Here is a 20,429-nt window from a genome sequence, read left to right as displayed (position 1 = left end):
CTGATCCGAATTCTGTGATGTTCGAAATGTCGGACGGCCGTTCAGACGCCCAACGACTTCAGCTTGCGATGGAGTGCCGAGCGTTCCATGCCGACAAATTCCGCCGTGCGCGAGATATTGCCGCCGAACCGGTTGATCTGAGCGATGAGATAATCGCGCTCGAACATTTCGCGGGCTTCGCGCAGCGGCAATGTCATGATGTGATAATCATTCTTGGCGGAGACCTTCGGCAGCATGTCGCCGAGGTCGGTCGGCAGCATTTCCGCGGTGATCGGCGTTTCTGCGCCGTCAGAGCGCGCCAGGATCATCAGCCGCTCGATATTATTGCGCAGCTGGCGGATGTTGCCGGGCCAATCATGCGCCTGCAGCACGGCCATGGCGTCGTCACCGATGCGACGCGGCCGGATGCCCGCCTGCTCCGAAATCTGGCGCATCAGCTGATCGACGAGGAAGGGGATATCTTCGCGGCGCTCGGCAAGAGCCGGGACGCGGACAGGAACGACAGCTAGGCGGTGATAGAGATCTTCGCGGAACAGGCCCTCGGCAATGCGGCTCTCGAGATTGTAGGCCGTGGACGAGATGATGCGCACATCCACCTTCACCCGCTTGGAACCGCCGACACGCTCGAACTGCTGATCGACGAGCACCCGCAGGATCTTGTTCTGCGTCTCGCGCGGCATTTCACCGACTTCGTCGAGATAGAGGATGCCGCGATGGGCCTCTTCCAAGGCGCCGATCTTGCGCGCCTGCCCCGGCGAACCTTCGGTGCCGAACAGCGCTATCTCCATGCGCTCTGGCGTGATCGTCGCTGCATTCAGCGCCACGAAGGGGCCATTGGAGCGGGTCGACTTCTTGTGGATCATCCGGGCCACAAGCTCCTTGCCGGAGCCCGATGGACCGAAGATCATGATACGGCTGTTGGTCGGCGATACCTTGTCGATGGTCTGGCGCAGCTGCGACACGGCTACCGACGTGCCGATCAATTCAACGGCGTCGCCCGTGCGGCGCTTCAGCTCGGAGACCTCACGCTTCAGCTTGGAGTTTTCCAACGCGCGCTCGGCGATCAGGATGAGGCGATCGGCCTTGAACGGCTTTTCGATGAAATCGAAAGCGCCGCGCTTGATGGCGGACACGGCCGTTTCGATATTGCCATGACCAGAAATCATAACCACGGGCAGCTCCGGATGGCGCGCCTTGATCTCATCCAGGAGCGCCAGACCGTCGAGCTTGCTGCCCTGCATCCAGATATCGAGGAAGATCAGCCGCGGCGCGCGATCGGAAATCGCGGCGAGAGCGCTATCGCTGTCATGCGCAGTGCGAGTTTCGTGCCCCTCATCCGAAAGAATTCCCGAAACGATTTCGCGAATGTCTTCCTCGTCGTCGACTACGAGAATATCAGATGCCATAGACGCTTTCCTTGTCATTTTCTGTATGGGCGACGGCGGCTTGCTCACGGCGCGGCAGATGCACGCGGATCATGGCCCCCCTGCCCTGGTCGAAATCGGCTGGCGCGTCGTGGAGTTCGATCTGCCCGCCATGGTCTTCAATGATCTTCTTGACGATGGCGAGGCCAAGGCCCGTGCCCTTCTCGCGCATCGTCATATAGGGTTCGAGAATGCTGTGCCGGTTTTCCACCGGCAGGCCGCGGCCATTGTCGATGACGTCGACAGTGAAGCGATCGCGATCCGGATCGAGCGACGAGCGCACGAGGATCTTCGGCTGCTCGCGAGCCTGGTCGCTCGGTACGCCTTCGATTGCCTCGACCGCATTCTTGATGAGATTGCCGAACGCCTGGCCGAGCATTCGCGCATCGAACATGCCCTCGAGCCGTTCGTCGCCCAACTCACGCCCGAACTGGACATGCGTATTGCCCATTTCGCGCAGGAACACGGCGTCACGCAGAATATCGCGGAGATCGGTCGGCTCCATGGTCGGCTTCGGCATGCGGGCGAAGGAGGAGAATTCGTCTACCATACGGCCGATATCGCCTACCTGCCGGATGATCGTATCCGTGCACTGGTCGAAGACCGGGCGGTCGGCATCGGCGATGTTCTTGCCGAAACGGCGGCGGATACGCTCGGCCGACAGCTGAATGGGCGTCAGCGGGTTCTTGATCTCATGGGCAATGCGGCGGGCGACATCGGCCCAGGCGGTCGAACGTTGCGCTATGACAAGATCGGTAATGTCATCGAGGGTGATGACATAAGATTCATTGGCATCGCGCGATTCCTCACGCGTCACCTGAACGCTGAGCGTTCGCACAGTGCCACCGCGAACAAGGCTGATCTGCTTGCGGAAATCGCTGCGATGGCGCGTCGTCGCTTCCGTCACGACCTGATCGACCTCTGGTGAGATATCAGACAGATTCTTGCCGATGAGCTCATCACTCTTTAACGTCAGCAGGTCTTCGGCCGAGGTGTTGACGATGGTGATGCGCCGATCGTGCTCGACACCGATCACGGCCGCCGTCACACCCGAAAGCACGGCTTCGATGAAGCGGCGGCGGTCGTCGACCTCGTCCTTCGCTTCAAGGATTTCATCGCGCTGCGTGCGAATTTCCGAGATCATCTTGTTGAAGGTGCGCGACAGGCTGCCGACGTCGCCGTCAGCCGAGCGTACCGGCACCAGCACGTTCATATTGCCCGAGGCGACATTGTCTGCGGCGCTGATAAGAAGGCGAATCGGCCGCACGATGCGGTCAGCGATCGCAATCGCGGTCCAGATCGCCGCCAGAAGCACGATGAGAGCAAAGCCGATATAAAGAACGGCAAAAGCGATCTGGAGCGACATGCGCCCTTCTTCCATCGCCTTGTACTCGACCGTATTGTCCTCCACCATCCGCATGGCATTCATGACGCGCGGGTCGACCGCCCGAACGGTGTAGAGAAACGCGCCGGGTATTTCATCGAGCTTGATGACAGCGCCGACAAGATTGGTCACGCCAGGCGGGATGAGAGTCGGTTGCCCGTTGGCCGAAGAATCAAGCGCGTCTTTTGGAATGGCCGGCAGCGGGCGTTCGGTCTTGATCTCGGCCTGGACAATGGCGCTGCCGTCGCGGCGCACGAGAAATGCACCCAGCAAGCCGCGCCCGCGTGCCTGACGGGTCATCAAGTCGGCAAAGCCGGTGCGATCGAGATTGAAGAGCGAACGGTTACGCTCCAGATCGTTTGCCATCGACACGGTCTGACCCTGCAGATAGCTCGCATTCTCCATCAGATAGGCTTGCGCGACGTTCTGGGAGGAGCTGATGATCTGCTGCGTGCGCACGCCGAACCAGCGATCCAGGCCGACATTGAGCGTCAGGCTGGCAACGATGGCAACGAGAATGGCCGGTGTGATCGCGACGATCGAGAACAGAACGACGATGCGGATATGCAGGCGGGCCGCCGCGCGGCCACGGCTGCGTGCCTTCATCAGGCGCGCTACCTCGCGGGCGATCAGAGCGATCAGACCCAGGACGAACAGTCCGTTGATAACGACGGAGGTGAAAACGACCGAGGAGGTCGGGGCAACCGGCGTCAGCCCGAGAAGCATCAGCAAGGTCGCGATGGCGCACAAAAGCGCGCCGCCGGCCAGGATCAGACCAGGTAGGGCAAAGGAAGCACGACGATCCGTCACCTTGACAACCGTCTCGTCGCTCGCCGCCGGCGACACCGCGTCCTGTATCATTCCCATCAATCTCCACGCCCGAGCGACGGTCGGCGCCCTGGTCAAATGCACGGCCAATTACGACCTTCATGCGAGTGACAGGCAGAGGCGGGAACTGTCGTCCGGTTTCGCTAAGGAGCGAAACCCTTACTTCAGGTCATCATTGCAAATAGCTGAAAAATCAGACGAACTCTTGCCTTTTGGAGAGCTGGCCAGACGAATCGCCACTGCAAAAACGACGAATCAACTGCGTGACCTTTAAGCAACGCAATGTGGCGAAAATGCAACGCATCGGCTCGCGTTGTCAAGCCGTTCGGGAACTTCTGTAAACCGAAACACCCAGTTCTCTGATCTTTTTGCGCAGCGTATTGCGGTTCAGACCCAAAAGATCGGCTGCCTTGATCTGATTACCGCGTGTCGCGGTCAGGGCGGCGAGAATCAGCGGATATTCCATCTCCGTCAATACGCGGTCGTAGAGACCCGGGGGCGGCAGGTTCTCGCCGAAACTGGCGAAATAGGTCCGCATATTCTCTTCCACCGCCTGCGCGATGGTCATGGAGCCGGTGCGGACCGGCCCTTTTTCGATCGGGCTGTCGGGCACGTCGGCGCGCAGCTCCGCGTCGATGATCTCCTTGGTGATGACATCCTGCGGATAAAGCGCCATTAGCCGGCGGATAAGATTTTCCAGCTCGCGGACGTTGCCGGGCCAGGGATAGGCCTTCATGAGTTCGAGCGCTTCCTGATCGAAACGCTTGGAACCCAGCCCCTCCTTCTCGGCCTGCTGGATGAAATGACGCACGAGATCCGGGATGTCCTCGGCGCGGTCGCGCAGCGGCGGCAGGCGCAGCGGCACGACGTTGAGGCGGTAATAGAGATCCTCGCGGAAGAGGCCCTGATTGATGGCCTGCTTCAGATCCTTGTTGGTGGCGGCGACGATGCGGACATCGGTGCGGATCGGGGTGCGGCCGCCAACGGTGGTATATTCGCCCTGCTGCAGCACGCGCAGCAGACGCGTCTGCGCATCCATCGGCATATCGCCGATTTCGTCGAGGAACAGCGTGCCGCCTTCGGCCTGTTCGAAACGTCCGGTCGAGCGGGTTTGCGCACCGGTGAAGGCGCCCTTCTCGTGGCCGAACAGTTCGGATTCGATCAGGTCGCGCGGGATGGCGGCCATGTTGATGGCCACAAAGGGACCGTTACGACGCTTGCCGTAGTCATGCAGGGCACGCGCCACCAGTTCCTTGCCGGTACCGGATTCGCCGGTGATCATCAGCGTGAGATCGGTCTGCATCAGACGCGCCAACACGCGATAGATTTCCTGCATCGCGGCCGAACGCCCCACAAGCGGCATGCCGTCCTGCATGTCGTCGTCGAGCTTTGCCGGCTTGCGCTTCGGTTCGGACAGGGCACGGCCGACGATCGCGATCAGCTCGGTCAGGTCGAACGGCTTCGGGAGATAGTCGTAAGCGCCCTTCTCGGATGCCTTGATCGCCGTCATGAAGGTGTTCTGCGCACTCATGACCAGAACAGGCAGATCCGGCCTCGCCTTTTTGATGCGCGGCAACAGGTCGAATGCGTTTTCATCGGGCATGACGACGTCGGTTACGACAAGGTCGCCTTCGCCGGCGGAGACCCAACGCCAGAGCGTGGCGGCGTTCGACGTGATGCGTACGTCGTAACCCGCGCGGCTCAAAGCCTGGTTGAGCACGGTGCGGATGGCCGCATCGTCATCGGCGACAAGGATCGTGGCTGTCATCGAGTAGTCCCTGTAGAGTTCGGAAGTGGGGCATCTTCTGAGGTGATGCCCTTGGAGGCAGGCATCAAAACACGGAAAGTGGTGCGATGGTTCTGGCTGTCGCATTCGACGATGCCGCCGTGGTCACCGATGATCTTGGCGACCAGCGCAAGGCCGAGGCCGGTTCCGTTCGTCTTGGTCGTGATGAACGGATCGAAGAGATGCGGCACGAGATCGGCGGGCACGCCCGGGCCATTGTCGATGACGCAGAATTCCAGCGGCAGCGAGATCTTCTCCCGCGTGCCGGCGACCGAGAGCCTGATGCCGGGACGATAGGCCGTCGTCAGCATGATCTCGCCATCCTGACGGTCGCCTACCGCTTCAGCGGCGTTCTTCACCAGATTGAGAAACACCTGCACGAGCTGGTCCCGGTTCGCGAAGACCGCCGGCAGCGAGGGGTCGTAATTCTCTGAGATCTTGATGTTGCGGGCAAAGCCCGCCTTGGCGACGGCCTTCACATGATCAAGCACCGAGTGGATGTTGACGGGGACGCGATCGACCGGCCGCTCGTCGGAGAAAACCTCCATGCGGTCGACCAGCGAGACGATACGGTCCGTCTCGTCGCAGATGAGGCGCGTCAGTGCGCGATCGTCGTCCTCGACCGACTGTTCGAGAAGCTGTGCGGCGCCGCGGATGCCCGAAAGCGGATTCTTGATCTCATGCGCCAACATGGAGGCAAGACCGGTGACCGAGCGAGCTGCGGCGCGATGCGTCAGCTGCCGGTCGATCTTATCGGCCATGGAGCGCTCCTGGAATACGACCACCACGGAGCCGGGCTCGCTGGAAACCGGCGCAACATAGATATCCACCAGCTTGTCCTGTCCCAGGCGCGGCGAACTCAGATCGACGCGATATTCGTTGACCGGCGCGCGGCGCTCGCGCACCTGGTCAATCAGCGCCAGCAGAGGGCTGCCGAAGGGAATGAAGCTCGAAATCTTGTAGCGCGACAGATGCGATGCGCTGGCGCCGAAGAAGGCCTCTGCCTCCCAATTGGCAAAAGCGATGAGACCCGCTTCGTCGACCATGACGACGGGATTCTGGATCGCGTTGAGAACCGCCATGGCGACAGAGTTGGCCGCGGTATCACCGGCGCCGGAGCTGGATTTCGAAGTCATGCAGCCTCCTGAACGCATTGGGCGAGATCGGCGCCGGCCTGCAGCGCGGCACGGAAGGATGCAGCCACCTCGCCGCTTTCTTTCGACGTCATGATTTTTGCCTTGTCCGCACCTGCCGTTGCCGGCGCATAGCGATCGAGATACCAGGCGAGATGCTTGCGGGCATGACGAATGCCGACTGTTTCGCCGTAGAATTCCAGCATCATGCGATAGTGTTCGAGAGCGATCTCGACGATCTCCTGACGATTTGGCTCGCGATGGCCGGCGATCACGCCCGCATGCCACGGACGGCCCTGGCAACCACGGCCGATCATGACAGCGTCGGCGCCGGAGCGATGCAGAATTTCCTGCGCGTCCTCTGCCGTTTCGACATCGCCATTCGCCACAAGCGGTATGGAGACGGCATCGCGCACGGCGCGGATGGCATCCCAATCCGCCCTGCCCTCATAGAACTGCATGCGCGTACGACCGTGAATAGTGACGAGCTGGATGCCGGCCTCTTCGGCCCGGCGCGCGATATAAGGCGCATTGATGGAATTCTCGTCCCAACCCAACCGCATCTTCAGCGTGACGGGAATGTTCACCGCACGGACTGTCGCTTCGATCAATGTCAGCGCATGGTCCGGGTCGCGCATCAGTGCCGAGCCGGAATAGCCGCCAATCACCTTCTTGGCGGGGCAGCCCATATTGATATCGATGATATCGGCGCCATTGTCCGCGGCGATCTTTGCGGCCTCGGCCATCCAATGCGCCTCGCGGCCGGCAAGCTGCACCATATGCGGCTTCAGCCCCGCGCTTCTCAGACGCGCCCAGGATTCAGCCGTATCCTGCACAAGCTCACGGCTTGCGACCATCTCGGTAACGACCAGACCGGCGCCGTAGCGCAAGGCAAGCTGCCGGAAAGGCAGATCGGTTACGCCCGACATCGGTGCCAGGATCACACGATTCCGGATGGATACGGAACCGATGGAAAATGGGGCTGCAAGCTTGGAAGACAGCAAATGATTATCTTTCGGGCACACCATACGTCTGCACTATTTTTAGACACGCTTTGAAAGTTTGCCAAGGGGTTTCGACGAATCCCGATATTTTTTGGGCAGATGCTGGAAAATATTCAGTTGAGGCGATAGACCCTGCTTGAGCAGGGTCCCGTTTTGGCGATCTATTTAGCATGTGCTTGTTCAAAAGAAAGCTCTACGCTTTTCAAAGCCATGCCGCAGACGGAGCCTTTCATCTTCGGGGATTTATGACGCAAATGCATTCAAAGCAACCGTTGTCGGTGGGAATCGTCATCGTGGCCGCCGGGCGCGGCGAACGGGCGGGCTCTCCGGAAGAAGGCCCCAAGCAATATCGCCCGATCGGCGGCAGAGCGGTTATTGCGCATACGCTTGAAAGATTCGTGACATGGCCGCAGGCATCGAAAATCGTCGCCGTCATCCATCGCGACGATGAGAAACTGCTGCGTGCGGCGCTGGAACAGGCTTCAGGCCTGCCTGGGATCAAGATCGCCTTCGGTGGGGCGACTCGCCAGCAATCCGTGCTTGCCGGGCTGCGCGCTTTGAAAGACAGCGGCGTCACGCATGTGATGATCCACGATGCTGTCCGCCCCTTCTTCGACCATGATCTGCTCGATCGTGTCGCCGCAGCGCTTGCAGACGGCGCGCCGGCCGTGCTGCCAGCTATGCCCGTCACCGACACGCTGAAGCGCGGCAATGCCGATGGGCTAGTCGTCGACACGATTCCCCGCACCGGGTTGCACGCCGCGCAGACGCCGCAATCCTTCCGTTTCGCCGATATTCTCGACGCCCATGAAAAAGCCGCTGCCGATGGCAGAACCGATTTCACGGACGATGCAGCAATCGCGGAATGGTGTAACCTACCGGTGACATTAGTGATCGGCAGCGCCGACAACGTAAAACTGACAATCAAAAAGGATATTGCCATGGCCGATGAAAAGCTCGGCGCCGGCCTGCTGCCTGATGTACGCACCGGCAACGGCTATGACGTACACCAGCTGGAGCCGGGCGATGGCGTCACCCTTTGCGGCGTCTTCATTCCCCACGACCAGAAGCTGAAGGGGCATTCGGACGCCGATGTCGCCCTGCATGCTCTGACGGACGCGCTGCTCGCCACCTGCGGCGCCGGCGATATCGGCGATCATTTCCCGCCTTCCGATCCGCAATGGAAGGGCGCGCCGTCGCGCATCTTCATCGAGCATGCGGCAAAGATCGTGCGCGAACGCGGCGGCACCATCATGAATGCCGATGTCTCGCTGATCGCCGAGGCGCCGAAGGTCGGGCCGCATCGCGACACCATGCGCGCCAGGCTTTCGGAGTTTCTGGGCATCAGCATCGATCGCTGCTCGGTCAAGGCAACGACGAACGAGCAGATCGGCTTCGTCGGCCGCCGCGAAGGCATAGCGGCCATCGCGACCGCCACCGTCGTTTATCGCGGAGGCAAGGCGTGACCCATTTCCCGGAGGAGATTCTCGCGCTTGCGCAAAAGATCGTCACCGACTTTACGGCTAGAGGTTGGATGGTCGCGACGGCCGAATCCTGCACCGGCGGACTGATCGCCGGCGCGCTGACGGAGGTCCCCGGCTCATCCGCCGTCGTCGATCGCGGCTTCGTCACCTACACCAACACTGCCAAGATGGAGATGCTCGGCGTTCAGGAGCAGACGCTGGCGCAGTTCGGCGCTGTATCAAAGGAAACGGCGCTGCAAATGGTCCACGGCGCCCTCTTCCGCTCTCGGGCTGATTTTGCCGTAGCGGTAACCGGTATCGCCGGCCCTGGGGGCGGTTCGACAGAAAAGCCGGTCGGGCTCGTCCACCTCGCCGCCAAGGCTCGCAGCGGCGCGCTCCTCCATCACGAAATGCGCTATGGCGATATCGGCCGCGACAAGGTTCGGCTCGCCACTTTGAAAACGGCGCTGGAGATGCTTGTCACGCTCGCTCAATAACCGGGCGCGGTTTCAAGCATAGATTTTGTTCGCGCGCGTCTCGAAGGCATCCGTGAACATGCGGAAGGCCCGATCGAACATCGATCCCATCAAAGCGCCGAGGATGCGGCTCTTGAACTCGTAATCGATAAAGAAATCGATGCTGCAGCCGCCATTTTCCAGCGGCGCAAAACGCCAGCGATTGTCGAGATATTTGAACGGGCCGTCGATGTATTTCACGTCGATCGCGCGCTCCGCCTTGTTTAAGAGCACTTGCGTGGTGAACGTCTCACGGATGGCTTTATACCCGACGGTCATATCGGCAACGAGCAGGCTCTTACCGTCACGCTCCTTGCGGCTGCGGATCGTCAGCGCCTCGCAAAGCGGCAAGAATTCCGGATAGCGCTCCACATCGGCGACGAGGTCGAACATCTGGTCGGGCGAATGCGGAACGGGGCGATGAGTTTCGAACTGAGGCATGAGCCGCAATTAAGCAGGACGGCCGAGAAGATCAAGAAGCTGACGCATTTCGCCGCGGGATTTCAGCTGCAAAACCGGCACATCGGGGCCGTGCTCGGCAAGACCGGCAAGAACCCGCGGCGTGAATTTTTCTTCAAATGTCCAGATGAAGCGCAGGAACTCCCAATCGATCTTCTCGATGCAACCTGGCGCCATTTCCGGTCGCGTGCGGCCCATCCATTTGATCCAACGGGAAACGGCGCCCCAAATGCATAACAGCCGGGGCATTCGAACCCAGATGACGAAATCCGCACGCTGCAGGCGTATGTCGAATGTCGAGGGATTGGTCCCGTCCATGATCCATCGCTCCTCCTGAACTTTGGTAACGATGATGGCACGCTGCTCGTCCCTATCGCGCTGAACCCAACCCGGCAGCCACAAAACGTCGCGATCGATCGAGACATAGGCAAGGCCGAAGCGGGCGGCAATCTTTTGCGACAGCGTCGACTTGCCCCCGCCGGAGCAGCCCATGACGAGGATTCGGTTCGCCCTGCGGATATGATCGGCCGCTTCGGTGATATCCACGGCATGAACAAGCGCCTGCGGCGCAACAATCTGCTCCACGGTTCAGCTCCATAGTCGATTCTAAAGCGCCGAAACCGGTAACAAACGGCGGCGTGTTCCGTAGGCCGCGTCAATGACAAACAAATGACAGCGCGAACAAAAACCGCGGCACAATCGCCGCGGTTCGTTCAAATGGCAAGATGTAATCCTGGTGCGTTTATTCCGCAGCCAGCAGCAGCTTCTTCTCGCGAGCCGCGCGCAGACGCTCGAAATCGTCGCCGGCGTGATGCGACGAGCGCGTCAGCGGGCTGGAAGCGACCATAAGGAAGCCCTTGGTGTAAGCCACGGTTTCGTAGGACTTGAACTCTTCCGGCGTGACGAAGCTCATCACCTGATGATGCTTGCGCGTCGGCTGCAGATACTGGCCGATGGTGAGGAAGTCGACATCGGCGGTGCGCAGGTCATCCATCAACTGCAGCACTTCGTTTCGCTCCTCGCCGAGGCCGACCATGATGCCCGACTTGGTGAACATGGTAGGGTCCAGTTCCTTGACCCGCTGCAGCAGGCGGACGGAGTGGAAGTAGCGCGCGCCGGGACGAACCGTCAGATAATTGCCGGGTACGGTTTCCAGATTGTGATTGAAGACGTCGGGCTTGGCTGCGACGACGCGCTCCAGGGCGCCCGGCTTCTTCAGGAAGTCCGGCGTCAGGATTTCGATCGTGGTCGAGGGCGAAGCGGCGCGGATCGCCCAGATGACTTTCTCGAAATGCTCGGCGCCGCCATCTTCCAGATCGTCGCGGTCGACCGAGGTGATGACGACGTGGCTGAGGCCCATCTGCTTGACGGCCTTGGCGACGTTTTCCGGCTCCGCCATGTCGAGAGCGTTCGGCTTGCCGGTCGCGACGTTGCAGAAGGCGCAGGCGCGGGTACAGATCTCGCCCATGATCATGAAGGTGGCGTGCTTCTTGTCCCAGCACTCGCCGATATTCGGGCAGCCGGCTTCCTCGCACACTGTGACGAGCTTGTGCTCCTTCACGATCGAGCGGGTTTCGGCGTAGCCCTTCGATGTCGGCGCCTTCACGCGGATCCAGTCCGGCTTGCGCAGGACTTCCGTGTCCGGCCGATGCGCCTTCTCCGGGTGTCGCACGCGCTTGGCGTCCGGGTTGATCGTGTCGAGAATGGTGACCATGAAACGTCTACTTTCCGCCGCTTGAAATGCGGCCCTTCATCGCCGAGCGAATTTGGCGAGGAATATCAGAATGCATGCACCGATGAAACCGGTGATGAAAAAGCCAAGCCGGCCGCCGGGTACGCCGACATGCAGGGCCACCATCAGCGCCGCAGTCACGACCGAGCCGGCAATGCCGAGGATGATGTTCAGGATGACCCCATAGCGTGCGTCCATCAGCTTGCCCGCGAGCCAGCCCGCAAGACCGCCGATGATGATCAGACCCAGCCAACCTACGCTTTCCATCAAACCCTCTTTTCGGGCGCCCTTCAGGACAGTCCTGCCGGGCGTCGCGTTGCGTCTTAACGATGATGCCCTAGACGATCAATCTCGCCAACAGCACCACGATGATCGCACCGACCGTGGCATGAACGATCTCCACGACAAGCGCATTTTCAATGCCGAGCGATATCCCGAAATAACGGAACAGGAAACCACCCACGAAAGCCCCGATCACACCACTCACCAGGCAACCGATGAGCCCGCCGCCTCCAACGATCAGGCTCGCGAGGAAACCTGCGACCAGCCCGATGAGAAGAAAGACGATCCAACCTTCCGCCGTTATAGACATGTTGATTTCCTTTCCTGTTTTCCACCCCCTGGATAAAGGGCATGGCAGGAAATTATCAAGCGTTCAGCACCCGGCCGTAGGCATCCAGCACGGCTTCCTTCATCGTTTCCGAAACGGTCGGATGCGGGAAGATCGTATGCATCAGCTCTTCTTCGGTCGTCTCCAGGTTCATGGCGACGACGAAACCCTGGATGAGTTCGGTGACTTCGGCGCCAACCATATGTGCGCCCAGAAGCTCACCGGTCTTCTTGTCGAAGATGACCTTGCAGAGACCCTGGTCTTCGCCAAGCGCGATCGCCTTGCCGTTGGCGACGAAGGAGAAGCGGCCGACGCGGATATCGCGGCCGAGTTCCTTGGCCTTGGCTTCCGTGAGGCCGACGGAAGCAACCTGCGGCTGGCAATAGGTGCAGCCCGGCACCTTGCTCTTGTCGGTCGGGTGAACATTCGGCAAGCCGGCGATCTTCTCGATGCAGACGACGCCCTCGTGCTCGGCCTTGTGCGCCAGCATCGGGGGACCGGCAACGTCGCCGATCGCGTAGATGCCCGGCACGTTGGTCTTGCCGTAGCCATCGATGACGACGCAACCGCGGTCGGTCTTCACGCCGAGCGCCTCGAGGCCGAGGTTCTCGATATTGCCCTGGACACCGACGGCCGAGATCATGCGGTCGGCAACGATCTGCTGCACCTTGCCGCGTTCGGTTTCGACATGGGCGGTGATGCTGTTGGCAGCCTTATCGACCTTCGTGACCTTCGCCTTGGTGAAGATCTTCAGGCCGCGCTTTTCCAGTTGCTTGCGGGCAATGCCGGAGATTTCGGCGTCTTCGACCGGCATGATGGTCGGCATGACTTCGACGACGGTAACGTCGACGCCCATGGAGTGATAGAAGCTTGCAAATTCAATGCCGATGGCGCCCGAACCCATGACGAGCAGCGACTTCGGCAGGAAATCCGGCTTCAGCGCTTCGAAATAGGTCCAGATCAGCTTGCCGTCCGGCTCGATGCCTGGCAGCGCGCGCGGACGGGCTCCGGTCGCGACGATGATGTGCTTGGCGGTGTAGGTGCCTTCGCCCTTGACGTTCTTCGGCAACGGATGCTGCGGCTCGACGACCGGCTTGGTCGACTTGCCGACAACGATCTCGCCGGGCTTGGTGATCTTGGCTTCGCCCCAGATGACGTCGACCTTGTTCTTCTTCATCAGGAAGCCGACGCCTTGGTTGAGGCGGGCGGAGACACCGCGCGAGCGGGCAACCACGGCCTTCACATCCGCGCTTACCTTGCCTTCGAGAACGAGGCCGTAATCCTTCAAATGGTTGGAATGATCGAGAATTTCGGCCGAACGGAGCAGCGCTTTGGTGGGAATGCAGCCCCAGTTGAGGCAGATGCCGCCCAGGTGCTCGCGCTCGACGATCGCGGTCTTCAGGCCAAGCTGGCCGGCGCGCACGGCGGCGACATAACCGCCCGGACCGGAGCCGATGATAATGACGTCGTAATTCTCAGCCATGTGTTTCCTGCCTTATTGCTGGCGGCGGATCGGAGCCGGCGCCTTGAATCTATCAGAGACCGAGCATCATCCGCACGATCGGCTCGAGGCCGCGACCGAGCGCCCGGGTGTTTTCCGCATCGAGATGAACGCCATCGAGCGGCGTGGTCACAGCGACCGTATTAGCGTCGAAGAAGCCGCATCCGAGTTCGTCCGCCAGATCGCTATAGAGCGTCGGCAGCTTGCTCGATTCCTTGACTGCGCCGAGAAAGCTGGCCGCAAAAGCGGCATTGGCAGTCTCCGTGATTGCCGGCGGGGCGACGATGAGGATATCGGGCACCTCGTAGTCGAACCCCCAGGCATGATTGCGCACCAGCTGGACCAGGCGGCTGATGCCCTGCAGAGCGGCAAAGGCCGAACCGGCGACGACGGGCTTCATGTCGTTGGTGCCGAGCATGATGATGACGAGATCGAGGGGATTGTGGGTCTGCAGGATCGTCGGCAGGATCCTCGCGCCGTTGCGGTCGCAATCGGCGAGATGATCGTCGAAAGCGGTCGTGCGGCCGTTCAATCCTTCCGGGATCACGCGCACCTGGTTGCCGAGCGCCTTTTGCAGCACGCTCGGCCACCGATCTTCATAGGCATGACGGCCGACCGTTTCGGCACTGTAGCCCCATGTCAGCGAGTCGCCGTAACACAGAACAGTCTTGGTCATTCATGCCTCCGTGTCACAACAAGGCTCAGACGAGCATCCCCATCGGATTTTCGATGTAGCCCTTGAAGGCTGCCAGGAGCTCGGCACCGAGTGCACCGTCGACGGCGCGGTGGTCGGTCGACAGCGTGACGGTCATCACGTTGGCAATCACCATTTCGCCCTTCTTGACGATGACGCGCTGCTCGCCCGCGCCGACGGCCAGGATGGTCGCATGCGGCGGGTTGACGACGGCGGCGAAGTTCTTGACGCCCATCATGCCCATGTTCGATACGGCAGTCGTTCCGCCCTGATACTCCTCGGGCTTCAGCTTGCGCTCTTTGGCGCGCTTGCCGTAGTCCTTCATCTCGTTGGAGATGGTGGAGAGCGTCTTCTGCTCGGCGCTGCGGATGATCGGGGTGATCAGGCCGCCCGGAACGGAGACGGCAACGCCGACATCGGCATGCTTGTGCTTGACCATGGCGCTGTCGGTCCAGGAGACATTCGCATCCGGAACATCGCGCAACGCCAGCGCCAGGGCCTTGATGACCATGTCATTGACCGAGAGCTTGTAGGCCGGAACACCATCCTTCGACTTCGGAGCGGAATCGTTGAGCTGCGTGCGGAGAGCCAGCAGCGCGTCGAGTTCGCAATCGACCGAGACGTAGAAGTGCGGGATCGTCTGCTTGGATTCCTGCAGGCGCTTGGCGATCGTCTTGCGCATGCCGTCATGCGGCACGAGCTCGTAGGAACCCTGCTCGAACAGCTTGAGCACGGCGTCGTCGGACATGCCCTTCGCAGCGGCCGGAGCAGCAGCGGAGGCCGGCTGTGCAGCCGGTGCTGTTGCAGGAGCAGCCTTGGCGGTGCCGCCGGAAACGGCAGCTTCGATATCCTTCTTGACCACGCGGCCATGCGGGCCGGTGCCGGAAACTGCAGTCACATCGATGCCGGCTTCCTTCGCGAGACGGCGTGCGAGCGGAGACGCGAAGGTGCGATGACCGTCGTTTGCAGTCGGAGCCGATGCAACGGGTGCAGGTGCAGGAGCCGAAACGCTTGCCGAAGCCGGAGCTGCCGCAGGTGTGGCTTCCGCCTTCGGAGCTTCCTTGGCTGCCGGAGCAGCAGCGGCACCAGCGCCTGATGCTGCAGCCGCAACATCCTCGCCATCGGCAGCGATCACGGCGATCAGGGCATTGACCTTCACGCCTTCGGTGCCGGCGGGAACGACGATCTTGGCGACCGTGCCCTCATCGACAGCCTCGACTTCCATCGTTGCCTTGTCAGTCTCGATCTCGGCGATGACATCGCCGGACTTGATCTTGTCGCCTTCCTTGACCAGCCACTTGGCGAGGTTGCCCTCTTCCATGGTCGGCGAGAGGGCAGGCATAGTGATGTTGATAGGCATCGATGAGCCCTCCCCTTACTTGTAGCAAACGGCCTTCACCGCATCGACCACTTCGGCGACGCTCGGAAGCGCCAGCTTTTCGAGGTTGGCGGCGTATGGCATGGGTACGTCCTTGCCAGCGATCGTCAGGATCGGCGCATCGAGATAATCGAAGGCCTGCTGCATGACGCGGGTGGCGATTTCCGTGCCGACGGAGGACTGCGGATAGCCTTCCTCGACGGTGACCAGGCGACCGGTCTTCTTGACCGATTCGATGATCGTCGGAAGATCCATCGGGCGGATGGTGCGCAGGTCGATGAGTTCGACATCGATGCCCTGGGCTTCCAGCTCGGCGACGGCCTTCGTGGCGTAGGTCATGCCGATGCCGAAGGAGACGACCGTGACGTCCTTGCCCGGACGGTGAATACGAGCCTTGCCGATCGGCAGAACGAAGTTATCAAGCTTCGGCACGTCGAAGTGCTGACCGTAGAGGATTTCGTTTTCGAGGAAGATCACCGGATTCGGATCGCGGATCGCCGCCTTGAGCAGGCCCTTGGCGTCGGCTGCCGTGTAGGGCATGACGACCTTGAGGCCCGGAATGTGGCTGTACCAGGCGGCATAGTCCTGGCTGTGCTGAGCGCCGACGCGGGCAGCAGCACCGTTCGGGCCGCGGAAGACGATCGGAGCGCCCATCTGGCCACCGGACATGTACAGCGTCTTGGCGGCGGAGTTGATGATCTGGTCGATCGCCTGCATGGCGAAGTTGAAGGTCATGAACTCGACGATCGGACGAAGACCCGCCATCGCAGCGCCGACGCCGATACCAGCAAAGCCATGCTCGGTGATCGGGGTGTCGATCACGCGGCGAGCGCCGAATTCCTGCAGCAGGCCCTGGGTCACCTTGTAGGCGCCCTGATATTCGGCGACTTCTTCACCCATGACGAAGACGTCCGGGTTGGCGCGCATTTCTTCGGCCATGGCGTCGCGCAGCGCTTCACGCACCGTCATCGACACCAGTTCCGTGCCAGCTGGAATTTCCGGATCGGCAGGAGCGGCAGCCTTTGGCTGGGCCGGGACCGGTGCAGCGGCCGGCGCCGGAGCGGCGGCAGGAGCTTCGGTCTTTGCCGGCTCGGCGGCAGGTGCAGCCTTTGCGGACGAAATGGCGTCTGCGGATTCGCCGTCCTGCAAGAGGATGGCGATCTTGGTGTTGACCTTGACGCCTTCGGTGCCGGCGTCGATCAGCAGCTTGCCGATCGTGCCTTCGTCGACGGCTTCCACTTCCATGGTGGCCTTGTCGGTTTCGATTTCGGCAATGACGTCACCGGAAACGACCTTGTCGCCTTCCTTCTTGAGCCATTTCGAAAGGGTACCCTCTTCCATAGTCGGAGAAAGGGCGGGCATGAGAATGTCGATGGGCATAGTGTCCCTCCCCGATTTAGAGCAGAATGTCGGTGTAGAGCTCGGATGCATCCGGCTCCGGATCGTTCTGGGCGAAATCGGCGCTGTCTGCGACAATGTCGCGGACATCCTTGTCGATATCCTTCAGATCGTCCTCGGTCGCCCAGCCCTTGTCGAGCAGGCGAATACGGACCTGCTCGATCGGGTCGTGCTCGGAGCGCATCTTCTGCACTTCGTCCTTGGAACGGTACTTCGCCGGGTCGGACATGGAGTGACCGCGATAGCGGTAGGTCAGCATTTCCAGGATGATCGGGCCTTTGCCTGAGCGGCAATGCGCAACGGCTTCGTCAGCCGCAGCCTTGACGGCGCGGACGTCCATGCCGTCGACCTGAATACCGGGAATGCCGAACGAAGCGCCACGCTTGGAGAAATCGGCCTGAGCGGTGGCGCGAGCCGTCGAGGTGCCCATGGCGTAGCGGTTGTTTTCGATCACGAAGATAACCGGCAGCTTCCAGAGCTGCGCCATGTTGAAGCTTTCGTAGACCTGGCCCTGGTTGGCGGCACCATCGCCGAAATAGGCAACGCTGACATTGTCATTGCCGCGATACCAGTTGGCAAAGCCAAGGCCGGTGCCGAGCGAAACCTGTGCGCCGACGATGCCATGGCCGCCGTAGAAATTCTTTTCCTTGGAGAACATGTGCATGGAGCCGCCCTTCCCTCGGGAATAGCCGCCCTGGCGTCCGGTGAGCTCGGCCATGACGCCACGTGCGCTCATGCCGGTCGCCAGCATATGGCCATGGTCGCGATAGCCGGTAATGACCTGGTCGCCATCCTTCAGCGCCAGCTGCATGCCGACGACGACTGCTTCCTGACCGATATAAAGGTGACAGAAGCCGCCGATGAAGCCCATGCCATAAAGCTGGCCGGCCTTCTCTTCGAAGCGGCGGATCAGGAGCATCTCACGATAAGCCTTGAGCTCCGCATCACGATCGAAATCTGCGATCGGGCCGCCATTGGTTTCCTTGGCAGGCCTTGATGCTGTTTTACGGCTGGAAACGGTCGCGTTCTTTCGCGGCGCCATTCAACCCTCCCTGTGTGAGTAGCCTCGTTTTTGGTGAGGCGTAACATAGGGAAGATTGTCCGCCACAGCAATGCTATAATTGCATGGCTCATATTCACTGCAAGTTATTGATCTAACTCACAAAAATGCAATTAACCGGAATTCGGTTAATTGTGACTATTTATTGAAGATGACGATCTCGTTCGTCTTGGAATAGGTCAACTGATAGCGCGCATATTGATCGAGCATATCTTTATCCAGAGAGCCATCACTCAACAGCGCAACCTCCCTTTCAAGGTGCTCGCGCCTGGCGACAAGGTCAGCCAGCTCCTTGGCACGGTCGACGCGACGCTGCTCGAAAACCTCGGTCGCCTTCAGGCCGTAATCGCCATGAATGCAATGATAACCGAAGTAGCTCACAAAAGCGATGGTGATGGCGGGAAGGATGAGACGGCCGAACCTTCTCTTTTTATGATACTTTGTCCACATACTCGCTCGTCACGCTCTGGCTTTACGCGATCTCCTCAAAGCCTATTCGGCCCAAACAAGATCACATGAAATCAAATACCTGGAGCCAAGATAACCGGCAGAGATTAACCGTCCGTTGACTCTAACTGCCAGGGCCAACAAAAAACCGCGCCCGAAGGCGCGGTTCGATCCAAGCGAACAATCTGGCCGCAGACCCGTGCGGATCCAAGGCTTCAGATATCAGCCACGAAGAATGGAGCGGCCGGCATATTTTGCCTGCGGGCCGAGCGCTTCCTCGATACGAATGAGCTGGTTGTACTTGGCAAGACGGTCCGAACGCGACAGCGAGCCGGTCTTGATCTGGCCGCAGTTGGTGGCAACGGCAAGATCGGCGATCGTGGAATCTTCCGTTTCGCCGGAGCGGTGCGACATGACGGCGGTGTAGTTCGCCTTGTGCGCAGTTTCCACGGCGTCGAGGGTCTCGGTCAGCGAGCCGATCTGGTTGACCTTGACGAGGATCGAGTTGGCTACACCCATGCCGATGCCATCGCGCAGGCGGGCAGAGTTGGTGACGAACAGGTCGTCGCCGACGAGCTGCGTCTTCTTGCCGATGAGGTCGGTCAGCGTCTTCCAGCCTTCCCAATCGTCTTCAGCCATGCCGTCTTCGATCGAAACGATCGGATACTTGGCGGCGAGTTCTGCGAGGTATTCAGCCATGGCGCCGGATTCCAGCGTACGGCCTTCGCCTTCAAGAACGTACTTGCCGTCCTTGAAGAATTCGGTCGAGGCGCAATCGAGGCCGAGAGCGATTTCTTCGCCCGGCTTGTAGCCCGCCTTCTCGATCGACTTCATGATGAAGTCGAGAGCTGCAGGCGCGCTGGAAAGGCCCGGTGCGAAACCGCCTTCGTCGCCGACGTTGGTGTTGTGGCCTTGCGATGCCAGTTCCTTCTTCAGAACGTGGAAGACTTCCGAACCCATGCGGACGGCTTCGCGGATCGAGTCGGCGCCGATCGGCAGGATCATGAATTCCTGGAAGTCGATCGGGTTGTCGGCATGAGCGCCACCGTTGATGATGTTCATCATCGGAACCGGCAGCAGGCGGGCGTGAGCGCCGCCGACATAACGGTAGAGCGGCAGGTTCGCGCTCTGGGCAGCAGCCTTGGCAACGGCGAGCGAGACGCCGAGGATGGCATTGGCGCCGAGGCGCGACTTGTTCGGGGTGCCATCGAGCTCGATCATGATGTTGTCGAGCTGGATCTGGTTTTCGGCATCCATGCCGCCGATCGCATCGAAGATTTCCGAATTGACGGCTTCGACGGCCTTCTCGACACCCTTGCCATGGTAGCGCTTGCCGCCATCGCGAAGCTCGACGGCTTCATGTGCGCCGGTCGACGCACCCGACGGAACCGCCGCGCGGCCCAAGCTGCCGTCTTCGAGGTAGACATCGACTTCAACGGTCGGATTGCCACGGCTGTCGAGAATCTCGCGGGCGATAATGTCGGTGATTGCGGTCATGATAGCTCCCTGCTCGCTGGTTTATAAATCGATTTAAATCGTCTTAATCGAAGGCGCGGAAATTTCAATGGCGATCCGCGCCGCGATTTGGCACTCCTGCAGGCCCGTAACGCAAG

19 protein-coding genes are annotated in these 20,429 nt (G+C 60.6%); 2 read left to right on the top strand and 17 right to left on the bottom strand.

Annotated elements, in window-relative coordinates; all coding sequences use genetic code 11:
* Positions 1–41 precede the first annotated feature (41 nt).
* The 5 genes from ntrX to dusB all read right to left on the bottom strand — a co-directional run bounded on the left by ntrX (position 42) and on the right by dusB (position 7,583).
* Complete coding sequence (gene ntrX / locus AC13QE_RS19780; protein WP_132716528.1) at positions 42–1,406, bottom strand: nitrogen assimilation response regulator NtrX; 1,365 nt, start codon at positions 1,404–1,406, stop codon at positions 42–44.
* Positions 1,396–3,669: a sensor histidine kinase NtrY-like gene (locus AC13QE_RS19775; protein WP_112338342.1), complete on the bottom strand. Its 2,274-nt coding sequence runs from the start codon at positions 3,667–3,669 to the stop codon at positions 1,396–1,398. Before AC13QE_RS19775 ends, ntrX begins: the two co-directional genes overlap by 11 nt.
* Positions 3,670–3,952: 283 nt before the next feature.
* Positions 3,953–5,404, bottom strand: a complete 1,452-nt coding sequence (gene ntrC / locus AC13QE_RS19770) for a nitrogen regulation protein NR(I) (RefSeq protein ID WP_113240895.1) — start codon at positions 5,402–5,404, stop codon at positions 3,953–3,955.
* Entirely contained in the window at positions 5,401–6,558 is a 1,158-nt protein-coding gene (locus AC13QE_RS19765; RefSeq protein ID WP_132716527.1) for a two-component system sensor histidine kinase NtrB, read from the bottom strand. Before AC13QE_RS19765 ends, ntrC begins: the two co-directional genes overlap by 4 nt.
* Positions 6,555–7,583 carry a tRNA dihydrouridine synthase DusB gene (gene dusB, locus AC13QE_RS19760; protein ID WP_488484933.1) on the bottom strand — a complete coding sequence of 343 codons (1,029 nt, stop codon included), beginning with the start codon at positions 7,581–7,583 and terminating at the stop codon, positions 6,555–6,557. The genes AC13QE_RS19765 and dusB overlap by 4 nt, the downstream gene beginning before the upstream one ends.
* A 221-nt stretch (positions 7,584–7,804) precedes the next feature.
* Between dusB and AC13QE_RS19755 the strand changes: the two genes are divergently transcribed.
* Together AC13QE_RS19755 and AC13QE_RS19750 are read left to right on the top strand one after the other, a co-directional pair.
* Positions 7,805–9,025 carry a bifunctional 2-C-methyl-D-erythritol 4-phosphate cytidylyltransferase/2-C-methyl-D-erythritol 2,4-cyclodiphosphate synthase gene (locus AC13QE_RS19755; RefSeq protein WP_488484932.1) on the top strand — a complete coding sequence of 407 codons (1,221 nt, stop codon included), beginning with the start codon at positions 7,805–7,807 and terminating at the stop codon, positions 9,023–9,025.
* Positions 9,022–9,519 carry a CinA family protein gene (locus tag AC13QE_RS19750; protein ID WP_488484931.1) on the top strand — a complete coding sequence of 166 codons (498 nt, stop codon included), beginning with the start codon at positions 9,022–9,024 and terminating at the stop codon, positions 9,517–9,519. The genes AC13QE_RS19755 and AC13QE_RS19750 overlap by 4 nt, the downstream gene beginning before the upstream one ends.
* A 12-nt stretch (positions 9,520–9,531) precedes the next feature.
* Here AC13QE_RS19750 and AC13QE_RS19745 read toward each other — a convergent pair whose 3' ends face one another.
* From AC13QE_RS19745 to eno, 12 genes are all read right to left on the bottom strand, one after another.
* Positions 9,532–9,978: a type II toxin-antitoxin system RatA family toxin gene (locus AC13QE_RS19745; RefSeq protein ID WP_132716523.1), complete on the bottom strand. Its 447-nt coding sequence runs from the start codon at positions 9,976–9,978 to the stop codon at positions 9,532–9,534.
* Positions 9,979–9,987: 9 nt separating this feature from the next.
* A complete protein-coding gene (locus AC13QE_RS19740; RefSeq protein WP_488484930.1) occupies positions 9,988–10,581 on the bottom strand; it encodes a P-loop NTPase family protein in 594 nt (197 codons plus the stop codon).
* Positions 10,582–10,738: 157 nt separating this feature from the next.
* Positions 10,739–11,710 carry a lipoyl synthase gene (lipA, locus tag AC13QE_RS19735; RefSeq protein WP_132716520.1) on the bottom strand — a complete coding sequence of 324 codons (972 nt, stop codon included), beginning with the start codon at positions 11,708–11,710 and terminating at the stop codon, positions 10,739–10,741.
* A gap of 36 nt (positions 11,711–11,746) precedes the next feature.
* Positions 11,747–11,995 (bottom strand): GlsB/YeaQ/YmgE family stress response membrane protein, encoded by a 249-nt coding sequence (locus AC13QE_RS19730; protein ID WP_488484929.1) that lies wholly within the window; start codon positions 11,993–11,995, stop codon positions 11,747–11,749.
* Between the two features lie 70 nt (positions 11,996–12,065).
* Complete coding sequence (locus AC13QE_RS19725) at positions 12,066–12,320, bottom strand: GlsB/YeaQ/YmgE family stress response membrane protein (protein ID WP_488484928.1); 255 nt, start codon at positions 12,318–12,320, stop codon at positions 12,066–12,068.
* Positions 12,321–12,375: 55 nt separating this feature from the next.
* Positions 12,376–13,821: a dihydrolipoyl dehydrogenase gene (gene lpdA / locus AC13QE_RS19720; RefSeq protein ID WP_488484927.1), complete on the bottom strand. Its 1,446-nt coding sequence runs from the start codon at positions 13,819–13,821 to the stop codon at positions 12,376–12,378.
* 52 nt (positions 13,822–13,873) lie between these two features.
* Positions 13,874–14,515 (bottom strand): SGNH/GDSL hydrolase family protein, encoded by a 642-nt coding sequence (locus AC13QE_RS19715; RefSeq protein WP_069612108.1) that lies wholly within the window; start codon positions 14,513–14,515, stop codon positions 13,874–13,876.
* A gap of 25 nt (positions 14,516–14,540) precedes the next feature.
* Complete coding sequence (locus AC13QE_RS19710; protein ID WP_488484926.1) at positions 14,541–15,893, bottom strand: pyruvate dehydrogenase complex dihydrolipoamide acetyltransferase; 1,353 nt, start codon at positions 15,891–15,893, stop codon at positions 14,541–14,543.
* A gap of 15 nt (positions 15,894–15,908) precedes the next feature.
* Positions 15,909–17,291 (bottom strand): pyruvate dehydrogenase complex E1 component subunit beta, encoded by a 1,383-nt coding sequence (locus AC13QE_RS19705; RefSeq protein ID WP_488484925.1) that lies wholly within the window; start codon positions 17,289–17,291, stop codon positions 15,909–15,911.
* A gap of 16 nt (positions 17,292–17,307) precedes the next feature.
* Positions 17,308–18,351 (bottom strand): pyruvate dehydrogenase (acetyl-transferring) E1 component subunit alpha, encoded by a 1,044-nt coding sequence (gene pdhA / locus AC13QE_RS19700; protein WP_488484924.1) that lies wholly within the window; start codon positions 18,349–18,351, stop codon positions 17,308–17,310.
* Between the two features lie 156 nt (positions 18,352–18,507).
* Positions 18,508–18,819 carry an FtsB family cell division protein gene (locus AC13QE_RS19695; protein ID WP_488484923.1) on the bottom strand — a complete coding sequence of 104 codons (312 nt, stop codon included), beginning with the start codon at positions 18,817–18,819 and terminating at the stop codon, positions 18,508–18,510.
* 219 nt (positions 18,820–19,038) lie between these two features.
* Positions 19,039–20,313, bottom strand: coding sequence for a phosphopyruvate hydratase (gene eno / locus AC13QE_RS19690; protein WP_015339811.1), 1,275 nt, complete (start codon positions 20,311–20,313; stop codon positions 19,039–19,041).
* Between the last annotated feature and the right edge of the window lie 116 nt (positions 20,314–20,429).

The sequence above is a fragment of the Martinezella sp. CNPSo 3957 genome (assembly GCF_057784395.1).
The sequence above is the reverse complement of the archived record's forward strand: the minus strand, read 5'-3'. Positions and strand labels throughout refer to the sequence as shown.

Bases quoted from the DNA above. Each gene is read 5' to 3' on its own strand.
- ntrX (WP_132716528.1), bottom strand. From the start codon at position 1,406: ATGGCATCTGATATTCTCGTAGTCGACGACGAGGAAGACATTCGCGAA.
- AC13QE_RS19775 (WP_112338342.1), bottom strand. From the start codon at position 3,669: ATGATACAGGACGCGGTGTCGCCGGCGGCGAGCGACGAGACGGTTGTC.
- ntrC (WP_113240895.1), bottom strand. From the start codon at position 5,404: ATGACAGCCACGATCCTTGTCGCCGATGACGATGCGGCCATCCGCACC.
- AC13QE_RS19765 (WP_132716527.1), bottom strand. From the start codon at position 6,558: ATGACTTCGAAATCCAGCTCCGGCGCCGGTGATACCGCGGCCAACTCT.
- dusB (WP_488484933.1), bottom strand. From the start codon at position 7,583: ATGGTGTGCCCGAAAGATAATCATTTGCTGTCTTCCAAGCTTGCAGCC.
- AC13QE_RS19755 (WP_488484932.1), top strand. From the start codon at position 7,805: ATGACGCAAATGCATTCAAAGCAACCGTTGTCGGTGGGAATCGTCATC.
- AC13QE_RS19745 (WP_132716523.1), bottom strand. From the start codon at position 9,978: ATGCCTCAGTTCGAAACTCATCGCCCCGTTCCGCATTCGCCCGACCAG.
- lipA (WP_132716520.1), bottom strand. From the start codon at position 11,710: ATGGTCACCATTCTCGACACGATCAACCCGGACGCCAAGCGCGTGCGA.
- AC13QE_RS19730 (WP_488484929.1), bottom strand. From the start codon at position 11,995: ATGGAAAGCGTAGGTTGGCTGGGTCTGATCATCATCGGCGGTCTTGCG.
- AC13QE_RS19725 (WP_488484928.1), bottom strand. From the start codon at position 12,320: ATGTCTATAACGGCGGAAGGTTGGATCGTCTTTCTTCTCATCGGGCTG.
- lpdA (WP_488484927.1), bottom strand. From the start codon at position 13,821: ATGGCTGAGAATTACGACGTCATTATCATCGGCTCCGGTCCGGGCGGT.
- AC13QE_RS19715 (WP_069612108.1), bottom strand. From the start codon at position 14,515: ATGACCAAGACTGTTCTGTGTTACGGCGACTCGCTGACATGGGGCTAC.
- AC13QE_RS19710 (WP_488484926.1), bottom strand. From the start codon at position 15,893: ATGCCTATCAACATCACTATGCCTGCCCTCTCGCCGACCATGGAAGAG.
- AC13QE_RS19705 (WP_488484925.1), bottom strand. From the start codon at position 17,291: ATGCCCATCGACATTCTCATGCCCGCCCTTTCTCCGACTATGGAAGAG.
- pdhA (WP_488484924.1), bottom strand. From the start codon at position 18,351: ATGGCGCCGCGAAAGAACGCGACCGTTTCCAGCCGTAAAACAGCATCA.
- AC13QE_RS19695 (WP_488484923.1), bottom strand. From the start codon at position 18,819: ATGTGGACAAAGTATCATAAAAAGAGAAGGTTCGGCCGTCTCATCCTT.
- eno (WP_015339811.1), bottom strand. From the start codon at position 20,313: ATGACCGCAATCACCGACATTATCGCCCGCGAGATTCTCGACAGCCGT.